The 26,097-nt window shown below is 38.4% G+C and carries 25 protein-coding genes and 7 tRNA genes; 31 read left to right on the top strand and 1 reads right to left on the bottom strand.

The genetic code is table 11. The annotated features are described in order from the left end of the window. The first annotated feature begins 17 nt into the window (after positions 1–17). The 16 genes from pcrA (at position 18) to KH180_RS07825 (ending at position 10,107) form a co-directional block, all read left to right on the top strand. A complete protein-coding gene (pcrA, locus tag KH180_RS07890; RefSeq protein ID WP_290758801.1) occupies positions 18–2,225 on the top strand; it encodes a DNA helicase PcrA in 2,208 nt (735 codons plus the stop codon). Positions 2,226–2,293: 68 nt separating this feature from the next. Then, entirely contained in the window at positions 2,294–2,557 is a 264-nt protein-coding gene (locus KH180_RS07885) for a DUF4366 domain-containing protein (protein ID WP_095142895.1), read from the top strand. Positions 2,558–2,878: 321 nt separating this feature from the next. Beyond that, a tRNA-Pro gene (locus KH180_RS07880) sits at positions 2,879–2,953 on the top strand. A gap of 4 nt (positions 2,954–2,957) precedes the next feature. Beyond that, positions 2,958–3,028: transfer RNA gene (locus KH180_RS07875), tRNA-Gly, on the top strand. 40 nt (positions 3,029–3,068) lie between these two features. Further along, a tRNA-Arg gene (locus KH180_RS07870) sits at positions 3,069–3,142 on the top strand. Positions 3,143–3,179: 37 nt separating this feature from the next. Next, positions 3,180–3,253, top strand: a tRNA-His gene (locus KH180_RS07865). Between the two features lie 46 nt (positions 3,254–3,299). After that, positions 3,300–3,371, top strand: a tRNA-Gln gene (locus KH180_RS07860). Positions 3,372–3,374: 3 nt separating this feature from the next. Next, positions 3,375–3,447, top strand: a tRNA-Lys gene (locus tag KH180_RS07855). Between the two features lie 41 nt (positions 3,448–3,488). After that, positions 3,489–3,568: transfer RNA gene (locus KH180_RS07850), tRNA-Leu, on the top strand. Between the two features lie 222 nt (positions 3,569–3,790). Next, positions 3,791–4,741 carry a tyrosine-type recombinase/integrase gene (locus KH180_RS07845; RefSeq protein ID WP_290758795.1) on the top strand — a complete coding sequence of 317 codons (951 nt, stop codon included), beginning with the start codon at positions 3,791–3,793 and terminating at the stop codon, positions 4,739–4,741. 879 nt (positions 4,742–5,620) lie between these two features. Beyond that, a complete protein-coding gene (locus KH180_RS07840) occupies positions 5,621–6,001 on the top strand; it encodes a hypothetical protein (RefSeq protein ID WP_290758792.1) in 381 nt (126 codons plus the stop codon). A 64-nt stretch (positions 6,002–6,065) separates the two neighbouring features. After that, complete coding sequence (locus KH180_RS16960; protein WP_442859909.1) at positions 6,066–6,605, top strand: site-specific integrase; 540 nt, start codon at positions 6,066–6,068, stop codon at positions 6,603–6,605. Continuing rightward, positions 6,568–6,717 (top strand): tyrosine-type recombinase/integrase, encoded by a 150-nt coding sequence (locus tag KH180_RS16955; RefSeq protein ID WP_442859908.1) that lies wholly within the window; start codon positions 6,568–6,570, stop codon positions 6,715–6,717. The genes KH180_RS16960 and KH180_RS16955 overlap by 38 nt, the downstream gene beginning before the upstream one ends. Positions 6,718–7,192: 475 nt before the next feature. After that, positions 7,193–7,834, top strand: a complete 642-nt coding sequence (locus tag KH180_RS07835; RefSeq protein ID WP_290758789.1) for a hypothetical protein — start codon at positions 7,193–7,195, stop codon at positions 7,832–7,834. A gap of 62 nt (positions 7,835–7,896) precedes the next feature. After that, positions 7,897–9,228, top strand: a complete 1,332-nt coding sequence (locus KH180_RS07830; protein ID WP_290758786.1) for a type IV secretory system conjugative DNA transfer family protein — start codon at positions 7,897–7,899, stop codon at positions 9,226–9,228. A 21-nt stretch (positions 9,229–9,249) separates the two neighbouring features. Next, complete coding sequence (locus KH180_RS07825; protein ID WP_290758782.1) at positions 9,250–10,107, top strand: M48 family metalloprotease; 858 nt, start codon at positions 9,250–9,252, stop codon at positions 10,105–10,107. 244 nt (positions 10,108–10,351) lie between these two features. Here the strand turns inward: KH180_RS07825 and KH180_RS07820 are convergent, their stop codons facing one another. Continuing rightward, complete coding sequence (locus KH180_RS07820) at positions 10,352–10,549, bottom strand: YlcI/YnfO family protein (RefSeq protein WP_290758779.1); 198 nt, start codon at positions 10,547–10,549, stop codon at positions 10,352–10,354. Positions 10,550–10,744: 195 nt separating this feature from the next. Here KH180_RS07820 and KH180_RS07815 point away from each other — a divergent pair, with 195 nt between their 5' ends. The 15 genes from KH180_RS07815 to KH180_RS07745 all read left to right on the top strand — a co-directional run bounded on the left by KH180_RS07815 (position 10,745) and on the right by KH180_RS07745 (position 26,063). Further along, a complete protein-coding gene (locus tag KH180_RS07815; protein WP_290758776.1) occupies positions 10,745–11,842 on the top strand; it encodes a hypothetical protein in 1,098 nt (365 codons plus the stop codon). A gap of 53 nt (positions 11,843–11,895) precedes the next feature. After that, entirely contained in the window at positions 11,896–12,258 is a 363-nt protein-coding gene (locus KH180_RS07810) for a lipocalin-like domain-containing protein (RefSeq protein ID WP_290758773.1), read from the top strand. Between the two features lie 13 nt (positions 12,259–12,271). Then, positions 12,272–12,553: a hypothetical protein gene (locus KH180_RS07805; protein WP_290758771.1), complete on the top strand. Its 282-nt coding sequence runs from the start codon at positions 12,272–12,274 to the stop codon at positions 12,551–12,553. Positions 12,554–12,564: 11 nt separating this feature from the next. After that, on the top strand, positions 12,565–13,707 hold the full coding sequence (locus KH180_RS07800; protein ID WP_290758768.1) for a hypothetical protein: 1,143 nt from the start codon (positions 12,565–12,567) through the stop codon (positions 13,705–13,707). Positions 13,708–13,829: 122 nt separating this feature from the next. Then, a complete protein-coding gene (locus KH180_RS07795; RefSeq protein WP_290758765.1) occupies positions 13,830–15,191 on the top strand; it encodes a tetratricopeptide repeat protein in 1,362 nt (453 codons plus the stop codon). Positions 15,192–15,940: 749 nt separating this feature from the next. After that, entirely contained in the window at positions 15,941–16,294 is a 354-nt protein-coding gene (locus KH180_RS07790; protein WP_290758762.1) for a hypothetical protein, read from the top strand. 516 nt (positions 16,295–16,810) lie between these two features. Continuing rightward, positions 16,811–17,491, top strand: a complete 681-nt coding sequence (locus KH180_RS07785) for a F0F1 ATP synthase subunit A (protein ID WP_290758758.1) — start codon at positions 16,811–16,813, stop codon at positions 17,489–17,491. A 49-nt stretch (positions 17,492–17,540) separates the two neighbouring features. Continuing rightward, on the top strand, positions 17,541–17,759 hold the full coding sequence (atpE, locus tag KH180_RS07780) for an ATP synthase F0 subunit C (protein WP_006568949.1): 219 nt from the start codon (positions 17,541–17,543) through the stop codon (positions 17,757–17,759). Positions 17,760–17,779: 20 nt separating this feature from the next. Beyond that, positions 17,780–18,265 (top strand): F0F1 ATP synthase subunit B, encoded by a 486-nt coding sequence (gene atpF, locus KH180_RS07775; RefSeq protein WP_290758753.1) that lies wholly within the window; start codon positions 17,780–17,782, stop codon positions 18,263–18,265. Further along, positions 18,262–18,765, top strand: a complete 504-nt coding sequence (atpH, locus tag KH180_RS07770; RefSeq protein WP_290758751.1) for an ATP synthase F1 subunit delta — start codon at positions 18,262–18,264, stop codon at positions 18,763–18,765. The genes atpF and atpH overlap by 4 nt, the downstream gene beginning before the upstream one ends. Before the next feature lie 5 nt (positions 18,766–18,770). Next, a complete protein-coding gene (atpA, locus tag KH180_RS07765) occupies positions 18,771–20,270 on the top strand; it encodes a F0F1 ATP synthase subunit alpha (protein WP_290758749.1) in 1,500 nt (499 codons plus the stop codon). A 10-nt stretch (positions 20,271–20,280) separates the two neighbouring features. Next, a complete protein-coding gene (atpG, locus tag KH180_RS07760) occupies positions 20,281–21,171 on the top strand; it encodes an ATP synthase F1 subunit gamma (RefSeq protein WP_290758746.1) in 891 nt (296 codons plus the stop codon). Between the two features lie 36 nt (positions 21,172–21,207). After that, positions 21,208–22,608 carry a F0F1 ATP synthase subunit beta gene (gene atpD, locus KH180_RS07755; protein WP_290758743.1) on the top strand — a complete coding sequence of 467 codons (1,401 nt, stop codon included), beginning with the start codon at positions 21,208–21,210 and terminating at the stop codon, positions 22,606–22,608. Between the two features lie 9 nt (positions 22,609–22,617). Next, the gene (atpC, locus tag KH180_RS07750) at positions 22,618–23,031 is read left to right on the top strand and encodes an ATP synthase F1 subunit epsilon (RefSeq protein WP_290758740.1); all 414 of its coding nucleotides are present in this window, start codon (positions 22,618–22,620) and stop codon (positions 23,029–23,031) included. A 419-nt stretch (positions 23,032–23,450) separates the two neighbouring features. Continuing rightward, positions 23,451–26,063 carry a cation-translocating P-type ATPase gene (locus tag KH180_RS07745; RefSeq protein WP_290758737.1) on the top strand — a complete coding sequence of 871 codons (2,613 nt, stop codon included), beginning with the start codon at positions 23,451–23,453 and terminating at the stop codon, positions 26,061–26,063. Positions 26,064–26,097 lie beyond the last annotated feature (34 nt).

Below are 26,097 nucleotides of genomic sequence, written 5' to 3'. Positions count from 1 at the left end.
AAGAAAGGATATTACATATGAGCATATATGATACATTAAATGAACAGCAGCGGGAAGCCGTATTTTGTACGGAAGGGCCTCTGCTTCTGCTGGCCGGAGCAGGCTCAGGCAAGACAAGGGTTCTGACGCACAGAATCGCGTATCTGATAGAACAGGGAGTCAATCCCTATCACATTATGGCTATCACATTTACAAACAAAGCAGCAAAGGAAATGAGAGAGCGGGTAGATGCTTTGGTTGGCTCCGGGGCAGAACATATATGGGTCAGCACGTTTCATTCCACATGTGTCCGCATACTCAGAAGGCATATCGATAAGCTGGGCTATGACAACAGCTTTACGATCTATGACAGCGATGACCAGAAGTCTTTGATCCGCGGGATCTGCAAACAGTTTAAGGTCGATACAAAGTCCATGCCGGAGCGTTCGATTATGAATGCGATCTCCTCTGCAAAAGATGAATTTATGACACCGGGAGAATATGAGACCCGATATAACTATGATTTTAAGAAAAAAAAGATTGCAGAAATCTACAAAGAGTATCAGAAGCAGCTGAAAGCAAACAATGCTCTGGATTTTGATGATCTGTTATTTAAGACAGTGGAGCTGTTTCAGTTTCATCCGGAAATACTGGATTATTATCAGGAACGGTTCCGCTATATCATGGTAGATGAGTACCAGGACACAAATACCATTCAGTTCCAGCTGATCAGTATGCTTGCGAGAAAGTATGGAAATCTGTGTGTCGTGGGAGATGATGACCAGTCCATTTATAAATTCCGTGGGGCTAACATCAAAAACATTTTAAACTTTGAAGGTGTTTTTCAAGATGCAGCAGTGATTAAGCTGGAACAGAATTACAGATCTACAAAAAATATTCTGAATGCCGCCAACGAAGTCATCAGGAATAACAAGGGACGGAAAGAAAAAGCGCTCTGGACAGAAAATGATGACGGAGATACGATTGTATTTCACCAGTATGGGACAGAATATGAAGAGGCGGGTCAGATCGTGGAAGAGATCGGCCGCCTTGCAAAGGAAGGTGTGGAGTATAAAAACATTGCGATTCTTTACCGAACCAACGCACAGTCCCGTATTTTTGAAGAGAAATTTATGATTAAAAACATTCCTTACAGGATTGTCGGGGGAACGAATTTCTACCAGAGGAAAGAGGTAAAAGACGTGATCTCTTATCTCAAAGCGGTAGACAACGGCCTTGATGACCTGGCTGTGAAGAGAATCATCAACGTGCCGAGAAGAGGTATCGGAGCGACGACCATAGATAAGGTCCAGGCCTATGCCATTGAGCAGAATATCAGCTTTCTGGATGCCTGTTTTGATGCAAGACAGATTGAATCTCTTGCCAATGCCAAAAAGAAAATTGAAAAGTTTGCCGGTCTTATTTCAGATTTCAGGGAGCAGGCGGAAAAAGGAAGTCTGGAAGACCTGTTTCACTATATCGTGGATAAAACAGAATATGTCAAGGGACTGGAAGCCGAAGCGACAGAGGAGGCGCTTGCCAGAATCGAAAATATCAACGAACTTTTAAATAAGATCGTTGCATATGAAGAGACTGCAGAGGAACCGACACTTTCCGGACTTTTGGAAGAGATCGCTTTGGTGGCGGACATTGACAATCTGGAAGATTCAGATAACCGGGTGATTTTAATGACTCTGCACAGTGCCAAGGGACTGGAGTTTCCGTATGTGTTCATCAGCGGCATGGAAGACGGCATTTTCCCAAGCTATATGACTATCATTTCTGAAGATCAGGAAGAACTGGAGGAGGAGAGGCGGCTTTGTTATGTAGGAATTACCAGAGCCAAGGAACGGCTTTATTTGAGCGCTGCAAAGCGCAGAATGATGCAGGGAAGAACTCAGTTCAATAAAGTCTCCCGTTTCATTGATGAGATCCCTCAGGGACTTTTAAAGCTGGACTACGGTGTGAACCTAAATGACAAACGCCCGGATCATGATATCTTTTCCTCCAACAGAAGAACTCAGTTCAGAAAACCGTTCCAAAAACGGCAGTTTGCAGAACCAAAATCTGAAACTCTTTCCTACGGTGTAGGGGACCGGGTAAGCCATATAAAATTCGGCCCCGGAACAGTCAAGGAAATTGTCTCCGGAGGACGGGATTATGAGGTGACAGTAGACTTTGAAAAGCATGGCATCAAGAAGATGTTTGCATCCTTTGCAAAATTAAAGAAAACCGAGCAAAATTAGAAAAAAGATTAGTAATGAAACGGGATAAGTGATATAATAAAAAAAACACATAAGAAAGGGTGAATGACATGAAAAGTTTTGACGATTTACTAAGTGCGGCAAAGGTATCAGACATTATGCACAAGAAAGACAAAGAAGATAATAAAATTGTCTGGGCTCTGGCCATCATCGGTGCGATTGCAGCAGTAGCAGGGATTGCATACGCGGTCTACAAGTATCTGACTCCGGATTATATGGAAGACTTTGACGATGATTTTGATGACGATTTTGACGATGATTTCTTTGAAGATGAAGATGATATAAAATTATCTGCAAAAGAGGAAGAAGAATAAAAAGTTATAGAGGACATTCCGGTTCGGGATGTCCTCTTTTGCATTTTATGGGGAAGACATCTCCTGTTTTGTATGCCGGTGAACTGGTGAAAATGACATTTCTTTTCACGAGATATTGAGAAAAAAATAAAAGTTTTTTCTTACAGCAGCGGTGAAATACGTCTCAGGCCCAGTGTTTATGCGGTTTTCGGCAGTTTTAAAAAAATACAAAAAAGATGTTGACTTTTGTCCGCCTGTCCAGTATAATAAATCTTGCTTGTGAGAAAGACAGCAGCCAAACAAAAGCAGTTTTGGAAAGTCTTTCAAGAAGGTATTACATACCGGGGTGTGGCTCAGCTTGGCTAGAGCGCTTGATTTGGGATCAAGAGGTCGCAGGTTCGAATCCTGTCACCCCGACTTTGCGGGTGTAGTTCAATGGTAGAACTCCAGCCTTCCAAGCTGATCACGTGGGTTCGATTCCCATCACCCGCTTTGGCTTTGCCAAGCAAAACATATATACAGTTATATGTATGAGTCTGTAGCTCAGTTGGATAGAGCAACGGCCTTCTAAGCCGTAGGTCATGGGTTCGAATCCCCTCAGGCTCGTTTTTATTTCGCCTTTTTGAAATAATTTATATTTATGGTGGGTATAGCGCAGTTGGTTAGCGCGCCAGATTGTGGCTCTGGAGGCCGTGGGTTCGAATCCCATTACCCACCCTTTTTTATTATCTAGTTACAGGACTACTGGATTTCCTGAAGATAATGGGCTATCGCCAAGCGGTAAGGCACAGCACTTTGACTGCTGCATTCGCTGGTTCGAATCCAGCTAGCCCAGTACGGGTGTGTAGCTCAGGTGGTAGAGCACTTGACTTTTAATCAAGTTGTCCGGGGTTCGAATCCCCGCACGCTCACTTCGTCATCTATACTATTTATTATAGATGGCATTTTTTATGCGGATGTGGCGGAACTGGCAGACGCGCTAGACTTAGGATCTAGTTCTTCGGAGTGCAGGTTCGATTCCTGTCATCCGCATTATCATTATTTGATTCAAAATGGGACAATCGTTAGAATAACAGCGAGTTTGTCCTATTTTTGTATTTAGCTTACCATAATCTAATAAAAGGTCTAAAAGTAAACGGAAGGCGTGAGATTTTTCCATGGTTTTTGGAGAATCTCCTACCTCATTTTTTCTAAAAAAAGTATTAGGTCGACTTATGATTAATATAATTTATTAAAAGAAAGTGGGTCGATTTTATGGGAAAAATTCGTTTACAACAAAACAGTTCAGCGATAACACTAAAAGAAATGTTTCAGCAATTCATTGACTTTAAGGTTATCAACAATTTATCTTCACGTACGATTGGATACTATGAAAAGTGTTTCCAATATTTTTCTGAATATTTTAGTGAAGAAAACACATGCGATATGGTGACATCGGATACATTTTACGGTTATATTACCTATTTAAGAACAGAACATCCTAATGCAAATGATATTTCCATTAATTCTTATTTAAGAGGCATAAGGGCAATCTTATACTATGGTATGGATAGAGGCTATATCAAGACGTTCAGCGTTAAACTGATAAAAGCTACAAAGAAAATTAAAGAAACCTATACCGATGAAGAATTAAGGATTTTGTTAAAAAAACCAGATATAAAAAAATGTAGTTTTGCAGAATACAGAGATTGGGCACTAATTAATTATTTATTGGGTACAGGAAATAGAATTTCAACAGCCTTAAATGTTCATAATTGTGATATTCACTATGACAGTAATGAAATATTCTTGAGTAAAACAAAAAATAGAAGACAACAAATTATTCCACTATCCCAATCTTTAACAAAGATATTACAGGAATATCTGATTTATAGAAAAGGTAATCCAGAAGACTATTTATTTTGTACGGAAAACGGTAACCAATTATCTGTACATGGAATTCAAAGTTCAATACAAAAATATAACAGAAAAAGAGGAGTACAAAAAACCTCTCTTCATTTATTTAGACACGCATTTGCAAAGAACTGGATTTTAAATGGAGGAGACATCTTTCGATTACAAAAAATACTGGGACATTCCAGTATGGATATAGTAAAAGAATACGTTCAAATATATGGAAATGAACTGCATATGCAATTTAATGAATTTAATCCATTAGAGAATATATTAAGAGAGACAGAAGGAGAAAGAATAAAAATGAGATAAAGTGAATGAAAAATTGATTGATAAATGTATGATTTCTTTTGACCATTTTTGTTATCATTATACAATTTATCGGATATGCAAAATAAATAAAACTTTACATACTCAATGAATACATCGTTTTTATGCCTAGCCATATACAGATAGGTGGGCAGACGGTTTAGGCACATCTATCGAATCAATTCAAATATAACTGTAATAAAAATGTGATATTTATAAAAAAGCAACCTACTTTTATAAAAAGTTAGTTGCTTTTTTGTTAAATTCTCTACAATATTTTGTACTGTATGTTCTAATTTTTCTTTTTGCAATTCCTGTTCTTGTTTTGGGAATATAATCATCATTCATGTTTATTTTAGTAGTACCTAAATTGATACATAATATCACTCAGTACATGATATTATAGTATGCTTGCCTTAATTTAATTTACCAAATAACTATATAGTATAATTAAAAATACCAGAGAAATAAATATTCAGGGACTGCTAACACGGAAAAGATTAAGCGTGCAACAGTCCCTGAACTTCTAAAAAGGTATATTCAAGTTTAAACTTATATATTTTTATAAATTCGGCTAGAAAGAGGAATTACTAATAACTCTTGAATAACCTTATATATTTTGAATAAAAAAGAAAATAATTGTAAATAATAACTAAATCTATTAATATGACTAAATTTTAAATATTCGTAAAGTTCTTTATTCTATGAAATTTCTTTTTATTCAAAATCTGTTTTTATTATACATGTTATAAAATAATATGTCAATAATTTCCAGAAAAAAATTTATTTTTTTTACAAATTTTTGAAAAAACACTATACAAAAGTTTTATACTATAGAGAATAGTTTTTATTAATGGTAATTCAAGGGGTCAAGGAGGAAATATGGCAAGAAGAGGTGAAAATATACATAAGAGAAAAGATGGTAGATGGGAAGGAAGGTACATTGTTGGAAGAAACAATTCAGGGAAAGCTGTTTATAAATCTGTTTATGGCAAAACTTATTCTGAGGTAAAACATAAATTATTGGATACTAAAAAAGAAGAAATAATTACAACTTGTAATATAAAACTTAGAGATGTAAGCATGAAATGGCTAGAAGCATCTAAAATACGATTTAAGGAATCGACATATTCAAGATATTATAGCATTATATCAAAATATCTGATAAAAAATGAATTTGGGAATATAAAATTAACAGAATTAAATAATAGTTACTTAAATAATTTTATCAAAAGTCTATCTCAAAAACGGGTTAGCGTCTAAAACAATAAGAGATATTACTTCTGTATTTAAACAAGTTATCTATTTTGCAATTTCACATAATTATATGATAAATTTCCATTTTGATTTGCTGTTGCCGCGAATTGATGTTAAAAAAGTTGAAGTATTTAATTCGGAGGAACAAAAAAAATTAATTGAATATCTTTTTAATCACAAAAATAATTTAAACATGGGTTTTTTATTGGCACTGTTTACAGGGATTAGAATTGGAGAATTATGTGCTTTAAAGTATTTTGACTTACAATTAGATACAGGTATTCTGATTATTAACAAAACAATGCAACGTATTATAAATCTTGATGATTCTTTGGAATCTAAGACTAAAATAATTATAGATAGTCCAAAAAGTATGAATTCAATACGTTCTCTTCCTATACCCTCAATTTTAAAACCTTTAATAAAAACATTGAGTGGAGAAAGACAGAATACTTATATTCTTACTGGAACAGAACAATTTATAGAACCTAGATTATTACAATACAAGTTTAAAGACCTATTAATGAAGTGCGAACTTAAAGATAGTAATTTCCATACGTTGAGACACACATTTGCAACAAATTGTATTCAAAAACGGCATAGATATTAAAACTATATCAGAATTATTGGGCCATAGCAGTATAAATATAACTTTAAATAGATATGTTCACCCATCTTTTCAAAATAAAATAGAAGCAATAGAAAAAATAGTTAACTATTAAGGGTCAAAATTTTGGTCATGAATAAAGAGAACAACTATAAATCCTGTTTGACTAATTTTTTTCGTAAAGTAAAGAACTTTACGAATATTTAAATAGCAGTCTCTATATTTAGAGTATTGCTATTTTTATTGTATGCAGTTTAAGTATAAAAATTGAAAGGATTAGATGGAATTTTAAAAAATTCATTACTAAATAATAAATAAAATCTGTTCCACCAACTCATGACAAAAGTGTTCTAGTTTATCCAGACACCGCATATATATTTATCAATTAATTAAATATTATTCAAACACAGACGGCTTCGGCATTTATCATTTTTTCTGTAGGGGTTGTAAGTGTGGGGTCTCGGCTTATACAACCCGAGACCCCACACTTACAACCTGAATATACAACAGACAGAACAAAAAAATAATAAATACCGGAGCCTGTTTTGTTTTAGTAGTAGTTTAGTAGAGTATGCGGTGGTGAGTGAGTAGTGAGGTTAGTCGAGAGAGATTATGAGATATTAAGAGAGATAGAGCGTTGGAGGTGTTGTCTGGGCAGACATGTGAGATACCTAGCAAGTTTTACCGGACAGAGGGCTTGTGACAGAAGATTAAAGATACTGCTGGACAATGGCTATTTAGAGCGTAAAAGGATTTTGTATGGTGTTCCAAGCCTATACAACTTGACAGCAAAAGCAAAGAAATTAATGGGGTACTCATTAAGAAAAGATAAAATCAAGATAGAGCAGATCACACACGATATAGCCGTATTAGACACTGTCATATATTTTCTATATAAAGAAAAGATACCATTAAGCGATATGCAAAGTGAAAAAGAATTACACTCACAAGAGGGCTTCGGGGTAAGAACTCATAAGCCTGATTTTGTTTTTACAAAAAATAGTAAAACGTATGCCGTAGAAATCGAATTAAATTTAAAAGCTAAGGCACGACTTGAAAAAAATATTAAATCTAATTTTCTAGCCTATGAGGAACAAAAGTGGATTGTCCCCAAAGCGAAAGTCAAAATCAAAACACTTCTGGATAACTATTCTACTACCTACCCTAACATTACAATAATACAACTAGAGGAGGTGACAAACTATGTTAGAAATTTGTTACCAAATCGTTAAACGGAATCCTTTCCCATCCAAATGGAGCACTTATCTGTTGTATTGGAATGGGCCTCCTTATCATGATAGATTCTAAAAGAAGACAATCCGAAATTAGCAAGATATTTAATTTCAGAAAGGAGCTGAAACAGATAACCAAAAATCCCAGAAGAAAACGTAAAGATATGGATTCCTCCAATAGCACCTTGATTGGAACCAAAGGAAGAAGAAAAATATATACAGAAGACAATGCAAAGCATATCTTTATTTGTGGTACCACAGGCAGTGGAAAAACCGTAGCATTAGCCAATTATATGAAGTCAGCTATCGAAAAAGACTATCCCCTGCTGATTGTAGACGGTAAAGGAGACCAAGGGAACGGCTCTATCTTAGATATTGTACAGCAATTAAACAAAAGTGGAAAAAAGAAGCTTTATGTTGTCAATTTGAATACCCCCTATTACTCTTCTAAGTATAATCCATTTCAAAATACCAGTCCTACAGTCGCTAAAGATATGTTAATCAATATGACCGATTGGTCTGAAGAACACTATAAGCTAAATACAGAACGATATTTACAAAAGCTTGTTATACTGCTGGATATGGCAAATATACCACTATCGTTTGGGAAAATACTAGAATATATGACACCGGATAAATTTCTAGCTTTAAGTGCGGCTTTATTAAAAGAAGAAAGAATCACAAAAGAAGAACATCTCTTAAATGCCGATATAATACAAAGCAGTGGTAAGATAGCCCAAGACGCAACGGCAAGATTCAGTACCATTTATGAATCTGAAATTGGTAAGTTATTTGCTGATGATGGCATTGACATTTATACTGCCTTGAAAGAAAAAGCCATTATTTTGTTTATCCTCAACCCCCTTATCTATCCAGAACTCAGTCCAGTAATGGGACGATTGGTCTTAATCGACAGCAAAAAAGCTGTCAGCAAGCTGTTTACCGAAAGGCAGAGAAGAACCTTCTTCCTATTTGATGAAATCAATGTGTATGCTGGGCCAACGCTATTAGATTTAATTAATAAATCCAGAAGTGCTGATGTTACCTGTATTTTGGCTACACAAAGTTTATCAGATTTAGACGCAGTATGTGGAGAAGCTTTTAAAGAGCAAGTCATAGAGAATTGTAATAATTACCTTGTTCTAAGACAAAATTCTGCTGTTAATGCCGAGCACTGGGCCAGCGTTCTAGGCACCAGACAAACCATGGATGTCAGTTACCAGTTACAGCAAAAAGGAAGAACGACAGCCCAAACGGGTCTGGGTTCTGCCAGAAATACCAGAGAATTTATCTATCATCCGGATGATATTAAGAAGTTACGAATCGGACAAGGAATTTTTATGTCGAAAGAAGACGGCTACCATGCAAAGATTCAGGTAGAAAAAGTAATCTAAAAAGTCGAAAAGAGCAGAAATATGAAAGAATTTGTGAAATCAAATAGTGTCTATCTTCTCTGGTTCCTTGTATATTTTATATTAGCCTGGGCCATTTTAGGAGGATCACAAGAGAGTTTTGTCATTGCCTTAGTTATCTATACTATATCCATAAGCATTGCCTTAAGTCCCATAGGGGAAAGTATTTTAAGAGAAATAGAGCATCTAAGGCCTTTATCTACTCAAGAAGAGAAAGAATACTTAGAGCCACTTTTTGAAGAAGTATATGACGCAGCACTAGAAGAAAATCCAAAGCTAAACCGGGAGATAAAGCTACATATCATAGATGAAATGTATGTCAATGCTTTTGCGATTGGCAGAAAAACAATAGCGGTTACCAAAGGAGCTGTCAACACCTTTTCAGAGGAAGAACTACAAGGAGTGTTAGCACATGAGTTAGGTCATATCACCTATGGACACACAAAAGCTTTGTTATTATCGACCATAGGAAACCTATTCTTTTCAGTCATTGTTTTATTAATACGAACTATTATGTCTATCGTAGAATTCATAGGAATGCTCATTTCAAACAGTTCATGGGGAATGCTTTTAACCAAGTGCCTAACCTGGTTAGCCCGGTTTAGTTTTGAAATATGCTTGTTTGTCTTTATTTATTTAGGAAATATCCTTCTTTCGTTAAACAGCCGATATAATGAGTTGCAAGCGGATGATTTTGCTTATCAGTGCGGTTTTGGGGAAGAACTGGTATCTTCCCTATACCTATTACAAAAAATATCCTTAAATGAAACCATGACATGGAGAGAGAAACTGACAGCATCTCATCCACATACAGCTAAACGAATTGAAATCTTAGAAAAGAAGCTAGAGGAAGAAAATTAAAAAATAGCTTAGTATACCCTAGAACAATAGCTTTTTATTGCTCTAGGGTATTTTTTACGCTTTTTTCCACTTTCAAAAGGTTTTCCGCTTTTTTCCACTTGCCATAGACATAAAATGCATCTTACCTCTCCCCTACTTTTTACGCTTTTTTCCGCTTTCAAGAGGTTTCCGCTTTTTTCCACTTGCCATAGACATAAAAATGTATCTTACCTCCTCCCTACTTGTTACATTTTCAACAGGCTATTTACATTTCTTTCTTCTTTTCTAAATCCATTTCTTTTTTGTCTGTATTCATGTTGGCTAAAGCATAACCACAGCATTGAATCACCAGTTGATTAAAACTAATGTCATTTTGGTAAGCTAATTCTTCCAGTTCCTCAATCAATTCATCCGGCATACGAATCGTTTTATTGGATGAAGTTGGTTTTTTAATCTGAAACATATAGACACCTCCTATATGTATTCTATCCTTAATTTAGCAATCTATAATATAATCATATATGCAAGTAAAATATACTTGCAAAATACGTTGCAGAAAGTATAATAGAAGTAAGAAATGTTGAAAAATTAAGGAAAAGGAGGAAAGAACCTAAAATTAGAGCAACGTTATATGAATTGTCAGTAAAGGAGAGAGCTTATGAAGAAAATAGTGACATATTTAATAATTATGGTATTAACAATTTCAATGAATGTATCCCCTGTTTTAGCAAAAAGTCGGACAAGTAAACAGGTAAGAAGCACCACACAAAAAACAATGGCATTAAATACGACCATAACTGATAAGATAAATCACTATGATGATGTGAACCTTTATAAAATAACGATTCCAAAAACAGGATACTTTCAAGTGAATTTTAATCATGATTACATAGACGTATACGGCCTATCCTATTGGCGTATGACTATTTATAATAATCAAATGGAAAAACTGACAGAGTATGAGGAAGTATACGCTTATCAAACTAATACAAAAACTCCTAAGATTGGAATTGATGCAGGCACTTATTATATAAAGGTGACAAGTCAAACAGATTCCTCTATAGGACTGCCATATAGGTTAAACGTAAGTTATAAAGTAGCCTCTAATTGGGAAACAGAATTTAATGATACTACTAGAACAGCAGATAGTATAAAGTTCAATCAAACTATTTATGGCACGGAAATGGAATATGAGGATAATGATTACTATAAAATAAAAGTCCCAACAGCAGGATATATGGATATAAGTGTAACACATGCCTATCGAGAATATAAAGGATTTGGGGATTTCTATTGGTATACAATAGTTTACAATTCTAGAATTAACGAATTAAAAACAAAAACGATATTTCCTCATCAGACAAAAACACAGACAGGTAAAATTAAAGTAAATCCCGGGACATACTATATAAGGATGAAACCGAATTCTACCCAACCAAAAGGGGTTGTATATGGCCTAAGAGCAACATACCAATTCTATAATCGGAATCCAAAAATAACCTCTTTAAAAAAAGGAAAGAAAAAAGCCTATCTAAAATGGTGGAAAGTATCCGGTTCACAAGGATATGAAGTCTATATGTCAAGAAAAAAGAATTCTGGATATAAGAAAATAAAGACAACTAAATCACTAAAGTATACCAAAAAAGGATTGAAGAAAAAGAAATATTATTATTTTAAAGTAAGAGCCTATAAGTATAGCAATGGCAAAAAAACATTTACCCCATTCAGCCCAATTAAAAGGGTAAAGACAAAATAGCCGTGATAAAAGATAACCCCTCTTAGCCAACGTAAGTGGAAAGGAAAAGAAGTATGAGAAGTGCTATGAAAAAAAGTATGTTAGGCTTGCTACTAACAATAGTAGTGATTACTTGTATGGGATGTAGCTTAAATCAGAAAAAAATTATTGGAAAATGGTATCAATTCAATGAAGAAAAGAACACATATAATTCATCCCAATACTTTGAATTTTATGATGATGGGATGTTTCAGACAGGTGATGGAGAAACCGGAAACTATGAAATTCAGGGCGATAAAATAACTCTTAACAATGAGAACATTGGTACAGTAGAGATGTCTTATAACCTTATCTATAAAAAATCAAAACTTGAGAAATTAGAATTAATAGGACCAAAAGGAACTCTGACCTTTGTTAGTGCAGAAGCAGTGGAATAGGAGGAAAATACAGATGAAAAAAATAACATTAGGAATTATGCTGATTAGCTTGTTAATAGGTTGTACTGGATGCTCTGGTGGTTATACATCCGATGAACGATGTAAATGGTGTGGAGACAGACCAACCAAAGAATTTGAAACCACAAAAGGAGAAAAAAACTATATTTGTGAAAATCATAGCCATACGTGTGTTGTGTGTAATAAAAAATTCGATAAAGAATTGAATCACTATACCAATGGGTTAGGAATTGTAACCTTTGCTTGTGATAATTGCTATGCAGATCTGAAACAATGAGGAGGAATAGCATGAAGAAAGTGCTTAAAGTTTTTATTGTAGTATTTTCCCTCTTCTTATTAATAGGTTGTGAAAATAAAAAAGCAGTAAAAAAAGCAACAAAACAAGAAACAACAACCACAGAGGAAGAGAAAAAAACAGAAACCTATTACAAGGAGGGAAGAAATTTTTCCGAAAATGTAGCATGGGTAAAACCAAAGGAAGATAATAGTAATTGGCAACTAATAGATACAAGTGGAAAGGTATTATTTACATTAGAAGATAATGAAGAACCGACCACAAATTTTAAAAGAGGTATTGCAATTGTAGATAACAAAAAGGTTATAGACAAGAATGGAAATATAGTTTCTTCCGTAGAAGATGGAGAGTATGACAAAATAAATACAAATGAAGATACTTTTGAAGGATACGCTTTTGTAGAAAAAAGAGTAAGCAATATAGAGGGAACGAATACTTATCATGGAATTATTGATAATGATGGAAGTTGGTATCACAAACTAGATTCTAAAATAGGTTCACTACAATATAAAGCAATTGGAACCATGTTATATTATGATAGCGATAAGTGCTATGACCTAAAAAATAATGAATTTATAGATTTAGAAACCTATATGAATCGTGGTTTTGATAGATCATTTCATGATGGCTTAATATATTTGACAGTAGATGAGGAGACAGGATATGTAAATTTACCAGTTGATGGTGAAGATTTTGAAGTGATAAAAAATAAAAAAAAGATAAAAAAAACTGGGTATTATGATAAAAAACTGAATTTAGTCATTGATTTATCTAAATACCCCTACTGCAATCCTATATCTTATTTTCAAGATGGATATTGCCCCATTATTCTAAGGAATCCAGACTCAGAAGATTTCTATACAGTGTTAAATAAAAAGGGCGAATTTGTATTTGAGCCAATTGAGCAACCAGGAACTTGTCACACATTTTCTGCTGGATTGATAAGTTTTTTTGGGCGTGAAAGTAAAAATAACACTTCTTACTATAATATCAATGACCAAAAAGTAATAGATTTAGGAGACATGTATCCATGGAGTGCAGATGACTTTTATTGTGGATTATTAAAGGTTGGAGCAGGCCCTCCAACTATGCAGCTGGTATATTATATAACACCAGATGGAGAGATAGCTTTTTAAAATATCCATCTATAATATACTAAGTTTTATAAACAAGGAATATATTACAAAGAAATCAAAAAAAGATAATTGGAACAAGTGTTATTTCAATTATCTTTTTTGGCAGAAAGGATAAGTAAAACATGAAAAAAATAGAGATGCTCTTCCCTAAAAATAAGTTTTTAAAAATAATCATAGTTCTTTGTATAACTATCCTATGTGTGGTCGGTATAAAGATAGTATCACAACAAATGCAGTATCAAAGTTACTTAAAACAAGCAAAAGCAAGTGAAGAAAAAGAACAATATATTGATGCAGTGGTATATTATGCTATGGCTTCCCGCATAAAACCTAAAAAGGAAAAACCGTATCTGAGAATGGCAGATTGTTACATAGAACGTAGCGAATTTAATCAAGCAAATGAAGTCTTAAAAATAGGTATGCTTAATGCAAAGGAACAAAGCGAAATCAGTTCAAAGCAAGATGAAATACGGTCATTTGTAAATACAGATATAAATGGAGAAAAAATACCCGAATATACAAGTACTGAAAATTTAAAAGGAAAAGAAAAAGTGAAAGTACTTATTAAAAAGTTGAGGGCCTATAATGGAAATGGAGATGTAGATTGGTTTGTCAATTACTATAAAGGCTATTTCTATTTTGAAGAAAATGGTACGATTTATAGAACAAAAGATAATGTATCGACAAAAGAAGAAATTTTTAGAATGAACAGAGCAGGGTCTTTTCAGAGACTAACAGTAATCAATGATAGAATCTTCTTTACTTTCCTGCCATATCTTGACCCAGGTGAATTATCATCCATAAATATAAAAGGAGAAGATTATAAAACATATGCTAAAGGTTGTTTTGATAATTTTTCAGTCTATAAAGGGTGGATTTTTTACTATGGATATAATGACATAAAAGATAAGGCAGGAATAACAAAAGTGGATTTTTCAGGACACCAAAAAAAACACTTAACAGAAGGTATTCATAATGGATCTCTTGACTTTGTATATAAACATTTTTCTTACTATGTAGATAAAGATAAAATTATGAAAGCTGACTTAAACAAGAAAAACAAAGATGAAGAAGTAGAGGTCAAATTGCCACCTGAAAAAAGAGAACTTGAAAACTGGTATATGACTAATAATAGTAGTATTGGTTATATCACATATAAATCAAAAGGAAAGAAAGAAAAATCTGAAGAATTATATATATATGATATAAAGAATGATAAGGAAATAAAACTTGGGTTATCAAAAAATATTTGGGTATGGCGGATTTTTGAAGGATGGGCATATATAGAGAAATCTGATGAAAAAAATGATAAAGAAATCTTATATAGAAAAAACTTAGACAGTGGAGAAGAAAGAAAATTAGGGGTATTTCAACCTTATACACGGTATAGTATCTGTAATAATAAATTAGTTATCAAAAATGAAAATGAAGAAGGAAAAGAATCAGTTAGAATTTTAGACATTGATAATACAGAAATGAACTAAAAAATAGCCGTGATAAGAGATAGCCCCTCTTAACCAACGAAGATGCAAAAGAAAGAAGATGTTTACATTTTGAACATCTTCTTTTCTTTTGAGTATACTGAAAGGTTAAGGGCTATTATATGTAAACAAGGCGTTTATCACAAGTAATGTGCTAAACACCTGCTGATATTGTATCGTATAAGATAATTGTCAATTACAAAAATGGCATAAAGAAAGCTTAAATAAAAGTCCGTCATTTTATACATTTTTTTCATTGACAAAAATAATCTGCAAATTATTGACATTTAAGAATTGACGCTATATAATTAGAGAACAAGTAGCAGTTATACTGGTCTGATACTTTTAATAAGAAAGAATCTCATGTTTTACTTATGGACAACTTGTTAGACACAAGCTGCTAATAACAGTATAAAGCTTCACTGGATAGTCAAAAAAGCAACAGACTCTTAATCAGAAGGTCCGGGGTTCGACCCCCCGGTGGTGCACCAAATAAATTTTGACTCATGCATGCGCTAGTTTGAATCTAGCCATCCCAGCAAATAAAGTAATGTGGAAACGGCGCAAACCCTTGCAAGACTTAGGATCTAGTTCTTCGGAGTGCAGGTTCGATTCCTGTCATCCGCATTATAAAGCAAAGATGAGACGAAACAGCAAAGTCTGTCTGCAGTCAGGTATTTTTGAACTGAATAAAATTTGGAGAGCACGCCTTTATAAGGTGTGTTTTTTTGTACCATCTCGGCGGCTGTATCATGAACACTTTAACCGGAATCATTTTTCTGGGACTTTATATCCTGATTGAAGCGGGGCCTGTTATATCAGTATTTCTGCTGATTTTGAGCCTTAATGGTTTTGTATTAGCTTTTCTGAATGGGATACCCATGCATTTTAACAGGGCGGGTAATGATAGTTTTCATGCGGTTTCACTGGGAGAGAATCCTGAAGTTTTGCGCTCTTTTTGGATTCAGTTGAAAATAAACGAACAAACTTCACACGGTATCCGTCTAAAAGATATGCCGGAGGAATGGTTTGCTGTGCCTTCTGATGAGGAAATGCAGAACAGTATGACTGCCGCACTAGGCGTGAGTGCTGCAGGCCGTAAATAAAGAGAAGGTTTGAGAAACAGATGAAGTCATATCCTTATGAGAGTGATATTAAGAGTGAACTTGAACTGATTCAAATTGCAGAGAAAAAAGCCTGCAAATTTTGACCTGATTTTTATGGCTTGTGAAGGTATCAGATAATTCTAAATGATTATTGAATTATCAGTTTAGAGCAGGCTGCATATACTAAGAATCAGAAGACAAGAAACTGGGCAGGGACCAGGGAAATTGAGGCCGGAAAGATGTACTTCTTTTAATAAGAAGAAATCGGATGATCTGACCTCTTTTTTGTTGGTAGCTAAATGGTGGTATAACATGCACAATAAAAATAAAAAAATATCAATAAAAATGACGTAATTGCACAATAAAAATTGGCAGGACCAACAAAAATAATTTTTCAAGTGGCAAAAAAGTAATTTTTATAGAAAAATATCGATGAAAATAGGTTGTTTTTTAGAATTGACAAAGCAAATTCAGAGTATTATACTCACTACAAATTTAGGAAAGGAGGAGCGTTCGATGAGTTTATCGGAGAAGTTGATGGAAGAGCTTGTGAGCAAGACAGCATTTACGATTCCTATCTTCGGCGGAATTCCGGTGCCGGAATCTGTAGTTGTCACGTGGGGTATTATGGCTTTTGTCATCGTATTGTGTCTGATCTTTGTGAGAAATCTGCAGATCGTCCCCACAAGAAGGCAGGCCTGCATCGAGACGGTCGTCGGGGGAGTATACAAGTTTTTCCATGGGATTCTCGGGGATGAGGGAAAAGGATACATTCCATATCTTGCGACAGTCGGTATTTATCTCGGCCTTTCCAATTTGAGCGGTTTGGTTGGACTGACACCGCCGACAAAAGACATCAATGTGACAGCCGGGCTGGCAATCATGAGTATTATACTGATTGAATTTTCAGGGATACGAAGAAAGGGTTTCAAAGGATTCCTGAAAAGCTTCGCAGAGCCGGTTCCGTTTATCGCACCGCTTAATGTGCTGGAAGTCTTTATAAGGCCCCTGTCACTGTGTATGCGGCTTTTTGGAAATATTCTCGGCGGATTTGTCATTATGGAACTGTTAAAGATCGTAGCGCCTGTCTTGGTGCCCATTCCATTCAGTTTTTATTTTGACGTTTTTGACGGGCTGATCCAAATGTATGTGTTTGTTTTTCTGACAGCAATTTTTATGAAGGAACTAATGGATTAAAGCAAAGAAACAAAAAATTAAATTATTTAAGTATAAGGAGATGTAGATTATGTCATTAGTAGCATTAGGAGCAGGAATAGCAGTATTATCAGGTATCGGAGCAGGAATTGGTATCGGCATCGCAACATCAGGTGCGACAGATGCGATCGCAAGACAGCCGGAGGCAACAGGGGAGATTAACAAGACATTATTGTTAGGATGTGCACTGGCAGAATCCACAGCGATCTATGGATTGGTTGTTGCTATCATCATTATGTTTGTACTTTAATAAGCTTGGAGGCGGTGTAGGTGTTATCATTTAACTCAGGGCTTCTGTGGACGTTTGTTAATCTCATTGTATTCTTTCTGATCTTAAAAAAGATCCTTTTTAAGCCTGTTATGGGAATGATCGAGAAGAGAGAACAGATGATAAACGGACAGATTCAGGATGCCGAACAAAAAAATACCCAGGCCGGGCTGCTGAAAGAAAAGTACGAGGGTGAGCTTAAAAATGCCAATCAGGAGGCGGCACAGATCGTAAAGACAGCCAAGGAACGGGGCAAAGAAGAATATCAGAGGATATTAAAGAATGCCAATGAGGAAGCGTCCAAGGTTATTGCGGACGCAAATAAAACCATTGAGACAGAGAGAGAAAAGGCAATGCAGGGAATCCAGAATGAGATTGCCGGTATGGCGATTGCGGCAGCTTCTAAAGTGATTCAGGAGAATGTAGATCAGGCAGCCAATGAAAAGATACTGGATGACTTTTTGAAGGAAGCGGGTGCAGGCAAATGAACGGGCTGACGGACAGCTATGCAAAAGTACTGTTTGACTTAACGATTCCGGAAGAGTACATCAGCGAGACAAAAAGGCTGTGCAGGGAATGCCCTGAACTTGTGGCGGCACTGGCAAGCCCGGTAGTCTCTCGAAAAGAAAAACATGCAGTCATCGACAAGGTGATCCCGGAACCGGTGAGAAGTTTTTTTAAAGTTGTGTCTGACAATAGCGAGGCAGACAGTATCTTTGACATTTTTGAATCCTATGATGAATTAGTTTTAGGCAAAAAAGAAGTAGCATCGGCAGTATTTTCTTATGTTACGAAGCCGGATGAAGAACGGCTTTTGGACATCAAAAAAATGATCTGCCAGAAATATAATAAAACAGGCGTAGATCTGCGGCTTGTGGAGGACCCGTCTTTAATCGGCGGATTCGTTTTGACCGTAGGTGATGATGTATATGACAGAAGTGTGAAAGCTTCCATTGCAAAATTACAAAACAGCCTTGTGCGGAGGTGAAACAGTTGGGCAATATAAATCCGGAAGGAATTATCTCAGTTCTAAAAAGTGAGATAGAAGATTATGAAAACAAAATTCAGGTGCAGGAGGAAGGCACAGTTATCCAGATTGGCGACGGTATTGCAACCGTACATGGTTTAAATCATGCGATGTACGGGGAACTGGTGGAGTTTGAAAACGGTACCAGGGGGATCGTCCAGAATCTGGAGATGAAAACCATCGGGTGTGTGCTGCTTGGAAGCGACCATGGACTGGTGGAAGGTTCTAAAGTGGTAAGAAGCGGAAAACGTGCCGGAGTTCCGGTAGGAGACGGGCTGGTAGGACGTGTGGTCAATGCGCTGGGAGCGCCGATTGACGGAAACGGACCGATTAAGACAGATGCCTATCTGCCGATCGAGAGAGAAGCAGCCGGAGTCATCGAGAGAAAATCTGTAGATGTGCCTATGGAGACAGGAATTCTTGCTATTGATGCAATGTTCCCGATCGGGCGGGGCCAGAGGGAATTGATTATCGGAGACCGCCAGACTGGAAAGACATCCATCGCTGTGGACACAATTTTGAATCAGAGAGGCAAAGATGTTATATGCGTATATGTTGCAATCGGACAGAAGGCTTCCACGCTGGCCCAAATTGTTTCTACACTGAAGAAGCATGATGCTATGGATTATTCCATTGTGGTATCGGCTTCAGCAAGCGATGTGGCGCCGGTACAGTATATAGCACCGTATTCCGGCACAGCAATGGCAGAATATTTTATGGATAAGGGAAAAGATGTTCTGATCGTCTATGATGATCTGTCCAAACATGCGGTAGCTTACAGGGCAATGTCACTGCTTCTTCAGAGACCGCCGGGACGGGAGGCCTATCCCGGAGATGTATTTTATCTGCATTCCAGACTGCTGGAGCGTTCCTGCAGGATGGATGAGGCACATGGAGGCGGATCCATCACTGCCCTGCCGATCATTGAGACACTGGCCGGCGATGTATCCGCATACATTCCGACAAATGTTATTTCCATAACAGACGGGCAGATTTTCCTGGAAAGTGATTTGTTCTTCTCAGGAATCCGGCCGGCAGTCAATGTAGGACTTTCTGTTTCCCGTGTGGGCGGGGCAGCACAGACGAAAGCCATGAAAAAAGTATCCGGAAGCTTAAGAATTGATCTGGCACAGTTCCGTGAAATGGAAGTATTCACACAGTTCAGTTCAGATCTTGACCCTCAGACAAAGGAACTTTTAGACCATGGAAACCGCTTAGTGGAATTATTGAAACAGCCGCTGTACCATCCGATGAGTCTGCATAAACAGGTGATCCTTTTATGTGCGGCAAACAATCGTCTGTTTATGGACGTTCCGGCTGCGGAGATCAAATCCTTTACAGAGGATCTGATATCGTTCTTTGAGGCAAAATACAGTGAGCTGGTCAAAGAGATTGATGAGAAGAAAGTATTGACGGACGAGATGGCAAAACAGATTGTAAATGCGGTCAAAGAATTTAAAAAGTAGGTGAGCATACATGGCAAATATGACAGAAATCCGTTCCAGAATGAAGAGTATTCAGGAGACCATGAAGATCACCAATGCAATGTATCTGATCTCTTCCACCAAGCTTCGGAAAGCCAGGGAAAAGCTGGACGCCACGGCTCCTTATTTTGAGCTTCTGCAGTCCACCATTAAAGATATTCTGTTTCATTCACCGGAGATCAGCCATACCTTTTTTGACCAGAGGAAGAAGATCAGTCCGGAGGATAAAAAGAGGGGATACGTGGTCATGACTGCAGATAAAGGAATGGCCGGGGCTTATAACCACAATGTGCTGAAGCTTGCAGAAGAGAAGCTTGACAAGGGAAACAATAATACGCTGTTTGTGATCGGGCAGATGGGCCGGCAGTATTTTACGAAGAAGAATGTAAGAATTGACGTGGAATTTCTTTATACAGCCCAGGATCCCAGCATGTGGCGGGCCAGAAATATTGCGGAGACATTGGTTGATCTTTACCGCAAGGAGAAGCTGGATGAAATTTATATCATTTATACAAAGATGATAACTCCGCTTAAGGCAGAGCCTGAGATCATTCAGATTCTCCCGCTGAAACGGCAGAGTTTTGAAGAAATGAATGTGGAATTGGAGAAATATCACAAGATTGCGGATTATTCTCCATCTCCGAAAGTCGTTATGGACCATCTGGTTCCAAACTATGTAAAAGGGCTCATATACGGAGCACTTGTAGAGTCCTTTTCCAGCGAGCAGAATGCCCGCATGATGGCGATGCAGGGGGCCACGGACAGTGCCAGAGACATGATCAAAGAATTGTCTTTATTGTATAACCGGGCCAGACAGGCGGCGATTACACAGGAGATTACAGAGATTGTAAGCGGTGCAAAAGCATTTCAAAAAAATAAGTAATGAATTTTAGAACATAGAAAGAATTGTGGTGAAGATATGGAAAAGGGAAAAATCGTACAGGTTTTAGGTCCGGTGGTGGATGTGGAATTTGACGGCGGGTATCTTCCGCTGATTAAAGATGCACTGACAGTAGAATTGGATGGAAAAAAGCTTGTTATGGAAGCTGCCCAGCATATGGGCAACAATATTGTGCGCTGCATTTTGCTTGCCTCCAGCGAGGGTTTGTCAAAGGACATGGAAGTGACAGCGACAGGTGCGGGTATTACGGTTCCGGTGGGGAAACAGACTCTGGGAAGAATGTTTAATGTGCTCGGACAGAATATTGACGGAAAAGAACAGGTGGAGGGAGAGGAACAGTGGGTTATCCACAGAGATCCTCCTACCTTTGAGGAACAGAGCCCGGTAGTGGAAATCCTGGAGACCGGCATCAAAGTCATCGACCTGCTGGCGCCTTATGCCAAGGGCGGAAAAGTCGGCTTGTTCGGCGGTGCCGGAGTAGGAAAGACCGTTCTGATCCAGGAACTGATCCATAACATTGCAACAGAGCACGGAGGCTATTCTATTTTTACCGGCGTAGGAGAACGTTCCAGGGAAGGAAATGATCTGTGGACAGAGATGAACGAATCCGGAGTTATTGACAAAACCGCACTGGTATTCGGACAGATGAATGAACCGCCGGGAGCACGTATGAGAGTGGCTCAGACTGGCCTTACGATGGCAGAGTATTTCAGAGACCAGGAACATCAGAATGTACTTTTGTTTATTGATAATATTTTCCGGTATGTACAGGCGGGATCAGAGGTGTCAGCACTGCTTGGACGTATGCCGTCCGCAGTTGGATACCAGCCGACGCTGGCTAATGAAGTGGGAGAACTTCAGGAGAGAATTACTTCCACAAAAAATGGTTCTATCACTTCTGTCCAGGCAGTCTATGTTCCGGCAGATGACCTGACAGACCCGGCACCTGCAACAACATTTGCCCATTTGGATGCAACCACTGTACTTTCCAGAAAGATTGTGGAACAGGGAATCTACCCTGCGGTGGATCCATTAGAGTCCACATCCAGAATTCTGGAGGCTGAAGTGGTAGGAGAAGAGCACTACAAAGTGGCAATGCAGGTTCAGGAATTGCTTCAGAAGTATAAAGAGCTGCAGGATATCATCTCAATTCTTGGAATGGAAGAACTGGATGAGGATGATAAGGTGGCAGTATACAGGGCAAGAAAAATCCAGAAGTTCCTGTCCCAGCCGTTTCATGTGGCGGAGAATTTCACAGGCATGAAAGGAAAGTATGTTCCGGTCAGTGAGACAATCCGGGGATTTAAAGCCATCATTAACGGTGATATGGATGAATATCCGGAAAATGCTTTCTTTATGGCAGGGACCATTGATGAGGTCATTGAGAAAGCAAAGAGCGAAGCTGCAAAGGAAGCATAGGAAAGAGGGATGAGCATGGGAAAGACCTTTTATCTGGAGATTACGGCCAGCGACCGGAGGTTTTATAACGGGGAATGCGAAATGATGATTTTCCCCGCAGTCGACGGTCAGCAGGGAATCCTGCCTAATCATGAATCTATGGTGACTGCGGTGAAGGCAGGAGAATTAAGGTTTAAAGTGGACGGCGAATGGAAAGAAGCAGCAGTGGGTGATGGGTTCGTAGAGATTATGCCCGAGTTTGTTGTTCTTCTGGCCGATACTGTTGAATGGCCGGAGGAAATCGACATCCGCCGGGCCAATGAGGCAAAAGAACGCGCTCAGGAGCGTCTCAGGCAGAAAGAGAGCCAAAGAGAGTATTATCACAGCAAAGCGGCTCTTTCCAGAGCTATGGCAAGGCTTAAGGTTACCGGAAAACATTTATAAGGCAGAATTCGATGCGCAGAGTCGACAATAATTAGTTGACAAGCCAAAAAGAATCCGCTATGATAATATCTAAATAAAAGGGAGTAGCTGGCGAGTGAATCGTTTGCGGTGTCGTCAATCTCGATGAAGAAATTCATCCGTACCGTAATGAAACAGCGAGACTTTTATTGCACGAAAGATGCAGTAAAAGTCTCGTAAAACGCTCCGCGAGGATCGCACTGCGGCGATAAGGAATCATGTCGCCAAAGCGACCCGCCGCAGGCGGAGAATCCCGCAAGCGGGATTCCTTCTTGTTTCATAGGAACTTCCTAAACTAAAATACTTCAGGATATAGCTGCACACAGTGTGAGATTTCCACTGGTGAAAATCTTTCATCCGAAATGGAAAGAAAATACTTAGAGAAATGGAGAATGATGAGTATGAAGGAGTTTTATCAACAAACAGCAGAAGAAGTCAAAAAGCAGCTGAACGGCTCTATGGAGCCGCTGACAGCAGCTCAGGTCACAGAGCATCAAAAACAATACGGATATAATGAGCTTGTAGAGGGAAAAAAGAAAAGTGTTGTGCAGATTTTTCTGGAGCAGTTTAAAGACTTTTTGGTAATCATTTTAATCGCTGCAGCCACTGTTTCCGGATTTCTCGGGGATGTGGAGAGTACAGCGGTCATTCTGGTTGTCATAACAGTCAATGCAATCCTCGGCACAGTGCAGACAGTGAAGGCAGAGCAGTCACTGAACAGCTTAAAACAGCTGTCAGCTCCTACGGCTAAAGTACTGAGAGATGGGGTGATCATACAGATTCCGTCCAGAGAAGTTACGGTAGGGGATGAGATACTCTTAGAGGCAGGGGATTCTATTCCTGCAGACGGCAGGATTCTTGAGTCTGCCAGCCTCAAGGTAGATGAAAGTGCACTGACAGGTGAAAGTCTTGGAGTAGAAAAAACAAGCAGTGTAATCATCAGCCAGGTTCCTTTGGGAGACCGGATCAACATGGTTTATTCGGGAAGCTTTGTCACTTACGGAAGAGGCAGATTCCTTGTGACAGGAGTAGGAATGGATACGGAAGTCGGAAAGATTGCCGGAATGCTGAAAAATACAGAAGAGAAAAGAACGCCGCTTCAGGTGAATCTGGACCAGTTCGGACAGAAGCTTTCTCTGCTGATCCTGGTATTCTGCGGTATCTTGTTCGGCATCAGCGTGATCCGGGGGGAAGATATCGGCGACGCCTTTATGTTTGCCGTTGCGCTGGCTGTTGCAGCCATCCCGGAAGCATTAAGCTCCATTGTCACCATTGTACTCTCTTTCGGTACCCAGAAGATGGCAAAAGAACATGCCATTATCAGAAAGCTTCAGGCTGTTGAAGGCCTGGGAAGCGTATCCATTATCTGCTCTGATAAGACAGGGACGCTGACACAAAATAAGATGACTGTTGAAGATTATTATGTGGGCGGCATCAGGGTTCCGGCAGCACATATTGACCTGAAAAAGGCAGCTCAAAAGCAGCTGCTGGATTACAGCATGCTCTGCAACGACTCTACCAATATAAACGGAGAGGAAATCGGTGACCCCACAGAGACAGCTCTGATTAATCTGGGAGACAAGCTTGGCCGGAAGGCAGAGGGCGTCCGCTGTTTTTATCCGAGAGTTGCAGAGATTCCTTTTGACAGCGAGCGCAAGCTTATGTCAACAGTACATGACATGGAAAATGGCTACACAATGATCACAAAGGGGGCAGTGGATGTTCTGCTGAACCGTATGGTATCTATACAGAAAGGCGACAAGGCTGTACCCATCACCAACTGGGATAAAAAACAGATTGAAGCCTGCAATCAGGAATTTTCTAAAAACGGGCTGAGGGTTTTGGCCATCGCGTATAAAACTATAGAAAAGGGAAAAAGACTGACGCCTGATGATGAAAACGGTTATACCTTCCTGGGATTGATCTCTATGATGGATCCGCCGAGAAGAGAATCCAGATCAGCGGTGGCACAATGTATTCAGGCGGGCATCCGTCCGATTATGATCACCGGGGACCACAAGGTAACGGCAGCAGCCATCGCAAAGCGGATCGGCATTCTGAAAGATGAAAGTGAGGCCTGTGAGGGAGCTGAGATTGACCATATGTCTGACCAGGAACTTGAGAAATTTGTGGAAGGCATATCTGTGTATGCAAGGGTGTCGCCGGAACATAAGATTCGGATTGTACAGACATGGCAGAGAAAGGGAAATATTGTTTCTATGACAGGAGACGGAGTCAATGATGCCCCGGCGCTTAAACAGGCAGATATCGGTGTGGCTATGGGTATTACCGGCAGTGAGGTGTCAAAAGATGCATCCTCCATGGTGCTGACGGACGATAATTTTGCAACCATCGTAAAAGCAGTGGAAAATGGCCGGAATTTGTACAGAAACATAAAAAATGCCATACAGTTTCTGCTTTCCGGAAACTTTGCAGGGATACTTGTAGTTCTTTATGCATCGATTGCAGCACTGCCTGTTCCGTTTGCACCGGTCCATTTATTGTTCATCAATCTGCTTACTGACAGCCTGCCGGCTATTGCACTGGGCCTGGAACCTCATACGGATCAGGTCATGGAGGAAAAGCCGCGTCCGGTCAATGAATCAATATTAACGAAAGACTTCCTTGCGAATATTGGTATCGAAGGTTTTGTCATCGGCATTATGACAATGATCGGATTTATGATCGGATATCGGGATCAGAATGCTGTCCTGGCAAGCACTATGGCATTTGGAACCCTCTGCACCTCAAGGCTGGTGCATGGGTTTAACTGCAAATCCAGCCATCCTGTGATATTTACAAGCAAATTCTTTGATAATATCTATTTGATCGGGGCATTTGTGCTTGGTGTCATCCTTATGACATGTGTCATGGTCATCCCGTCGCTGCACGTATTATTCAAAGTACAGACACTTACAATGCAGCAGTTATTTACAGTCTATGGACTGGCTCTGGCAAACCTTCCGGTGATCCAGTTTTTGAAGGCTGTCCGGATGAAAATCAGAATACTTTAAACTGTATCTTTTCAGGGACCGTTTTCCTGCTTTT

The organism is Anaerostipes sp. (assembly GCF_018381315.1).
Taxonomy (GTDB): domain Bacteria; phylum Bacillota; class Clostridia; order Lachnospirales; family Lachnospiraceae; genus Anaerostipes.
The sequence above is the reverse complement of the archived record's forward strand: the minus strand, read 5'-3'. Positions and strand labels throughout refer to the sequence as shown.

Bases quoted from the DNA above. Each gene is read 5' to 3' on its own strand.
- KH180_RS07745 (WP_290758737.1), top strand. From the start codon at position 23,451: ATGAAGGAGTTTTATCAACAAACAGCAGAAGAAGTCAAAAAGCAGCTG.
- KH180_RS07795 (WP_290758765.1), top strand. From the start codon at position 13,830: ATGAAAAAAATAGAGATGCTCTTCCCTAAAAATAAGTTTTTAAAAATA.
- KH180_RS07800 (WP_290758768.1), top strand. From the start codon at position 12,565: ATGAAGAAAGTGCTTAAAGTTTTTATTGTAGTATTTTCCCTCTTCTTA.
- pcrA (WP_290758801.1), top strand. From the start codon at position 18: ATGAGCATATATGATACATTAAATGAACAGCAGCGGGAAGCCGTATTT.
- KH180_RS07885 (WP_095142895.1), top strand. From the start codon at position 2,294: ATGAAAAGTTTTGACGATTTACTAAGTGCGGCAAAGGTATCAGACATT.
- KH180_RS07805 (WP_290758771.1), top strand. From the start codon at position 12,272: ATGAAAAAAATAACATTAGGAATTATGCTGATTAGCTTGTTAATAGGT.
- KH180_RS16960 (WP_442859909.1), top strand. From the start codon at position 6,066: ATGATAAATTTCCATTTTGATTTGCTGTTGCCGCGAATTGATGTTAAA.
- KH180_RS07785 (WP_290758758.1), top strand. From the start codon at position 16,811: ATGAGTTTATCGGAGAAGTTGATGGAAGAGCTTGTGAGCAAGACAGCA.
- atpE (WP_006568949.1), top strand. From the start codon at position 17,541: ATGTCATTAGTAGCATTAGGAGCAGGAATAGCAGTATTATCAGGTATC.
- KH180_RS07810 (WP_290758773.1), top strand. From the start codon at position 11,896: ATGAGAAGTGCTATGAAAAAAAGTATGTTAGGCTTGCTACTAACAATA.
- atpH (WP_290758751.1), top strand. From the start codon at position 18,262: ATGAACGGGCTGACGGACAGCTATGCAAAAGTACTGTTTGACTTAACG.
- KH180_RS07815 (WP_290758776.1), top strand. From the start codon at position 10,745: ATGAAGAAAATAGTGACATATTTAATAATTATGGTATTAACAATTTCA.
- KH180_RS07825 (WP_290758782.1), top strand. From the start codon at position 9,250: ATGAAAGAATTTGTGAAATCAAATAGTGTCTATCTTCTCTGGTTCCTT.
- KH180_RS07830 (WP_290758786.1), top strand. From the start codon at position 7,897: ATGATAGATTCTAAAAGAAGACAATCCGAAATTAGCAAGATATTTAAT.
- atpD (WP_290758743.1), top strand. From the start codon at position 21,208: ATGGAAAAGGGAAAAATCGTACAGGTTTTAGGTCCGGTGGTGGATGTG.
- KH180_RS07790 (WP_290758762.1), top strand. From the start codon at position 15,941: ATGAACACTTTAACCGGAATCATTTTTCTGGGACTTTATATCCTGATT.
- atpC (WP_290758740.1), top strand. From the start codon at position 22,618: ATGAGCATGGGAAAGACCTTTTATCTGGAGATTACGGCCAGCGACCGG.
- KH180_RS07845 (WP_290758795.1), top strand. From the start codon at position 3,791: ATGGGAAAAATTCGTTTACAACAAAACAGTTCAGCGATAACACTAAAA.
- atpG (WP_290758746.1), top strand. From the start codon at position 20,281: ATGGCAAATATGACAGAAATCCGTTCCAGAATGAAGAGTATTCAGGAG.
- KH180_RS07820 (WP_290758779.1), bottom strand. From the start codon at position 10,549: ATGTTTCAGATTAAAAAACCAACTTCATCCAATAAAACGATTCGTATG.
- KH180_RS07840 (WP_290758792.1), top strand. From the start codon at position 5,621: ATGGCAAGAAGAGGTGAAAATATACATAAGAGAAAAGATGGTAGATGG.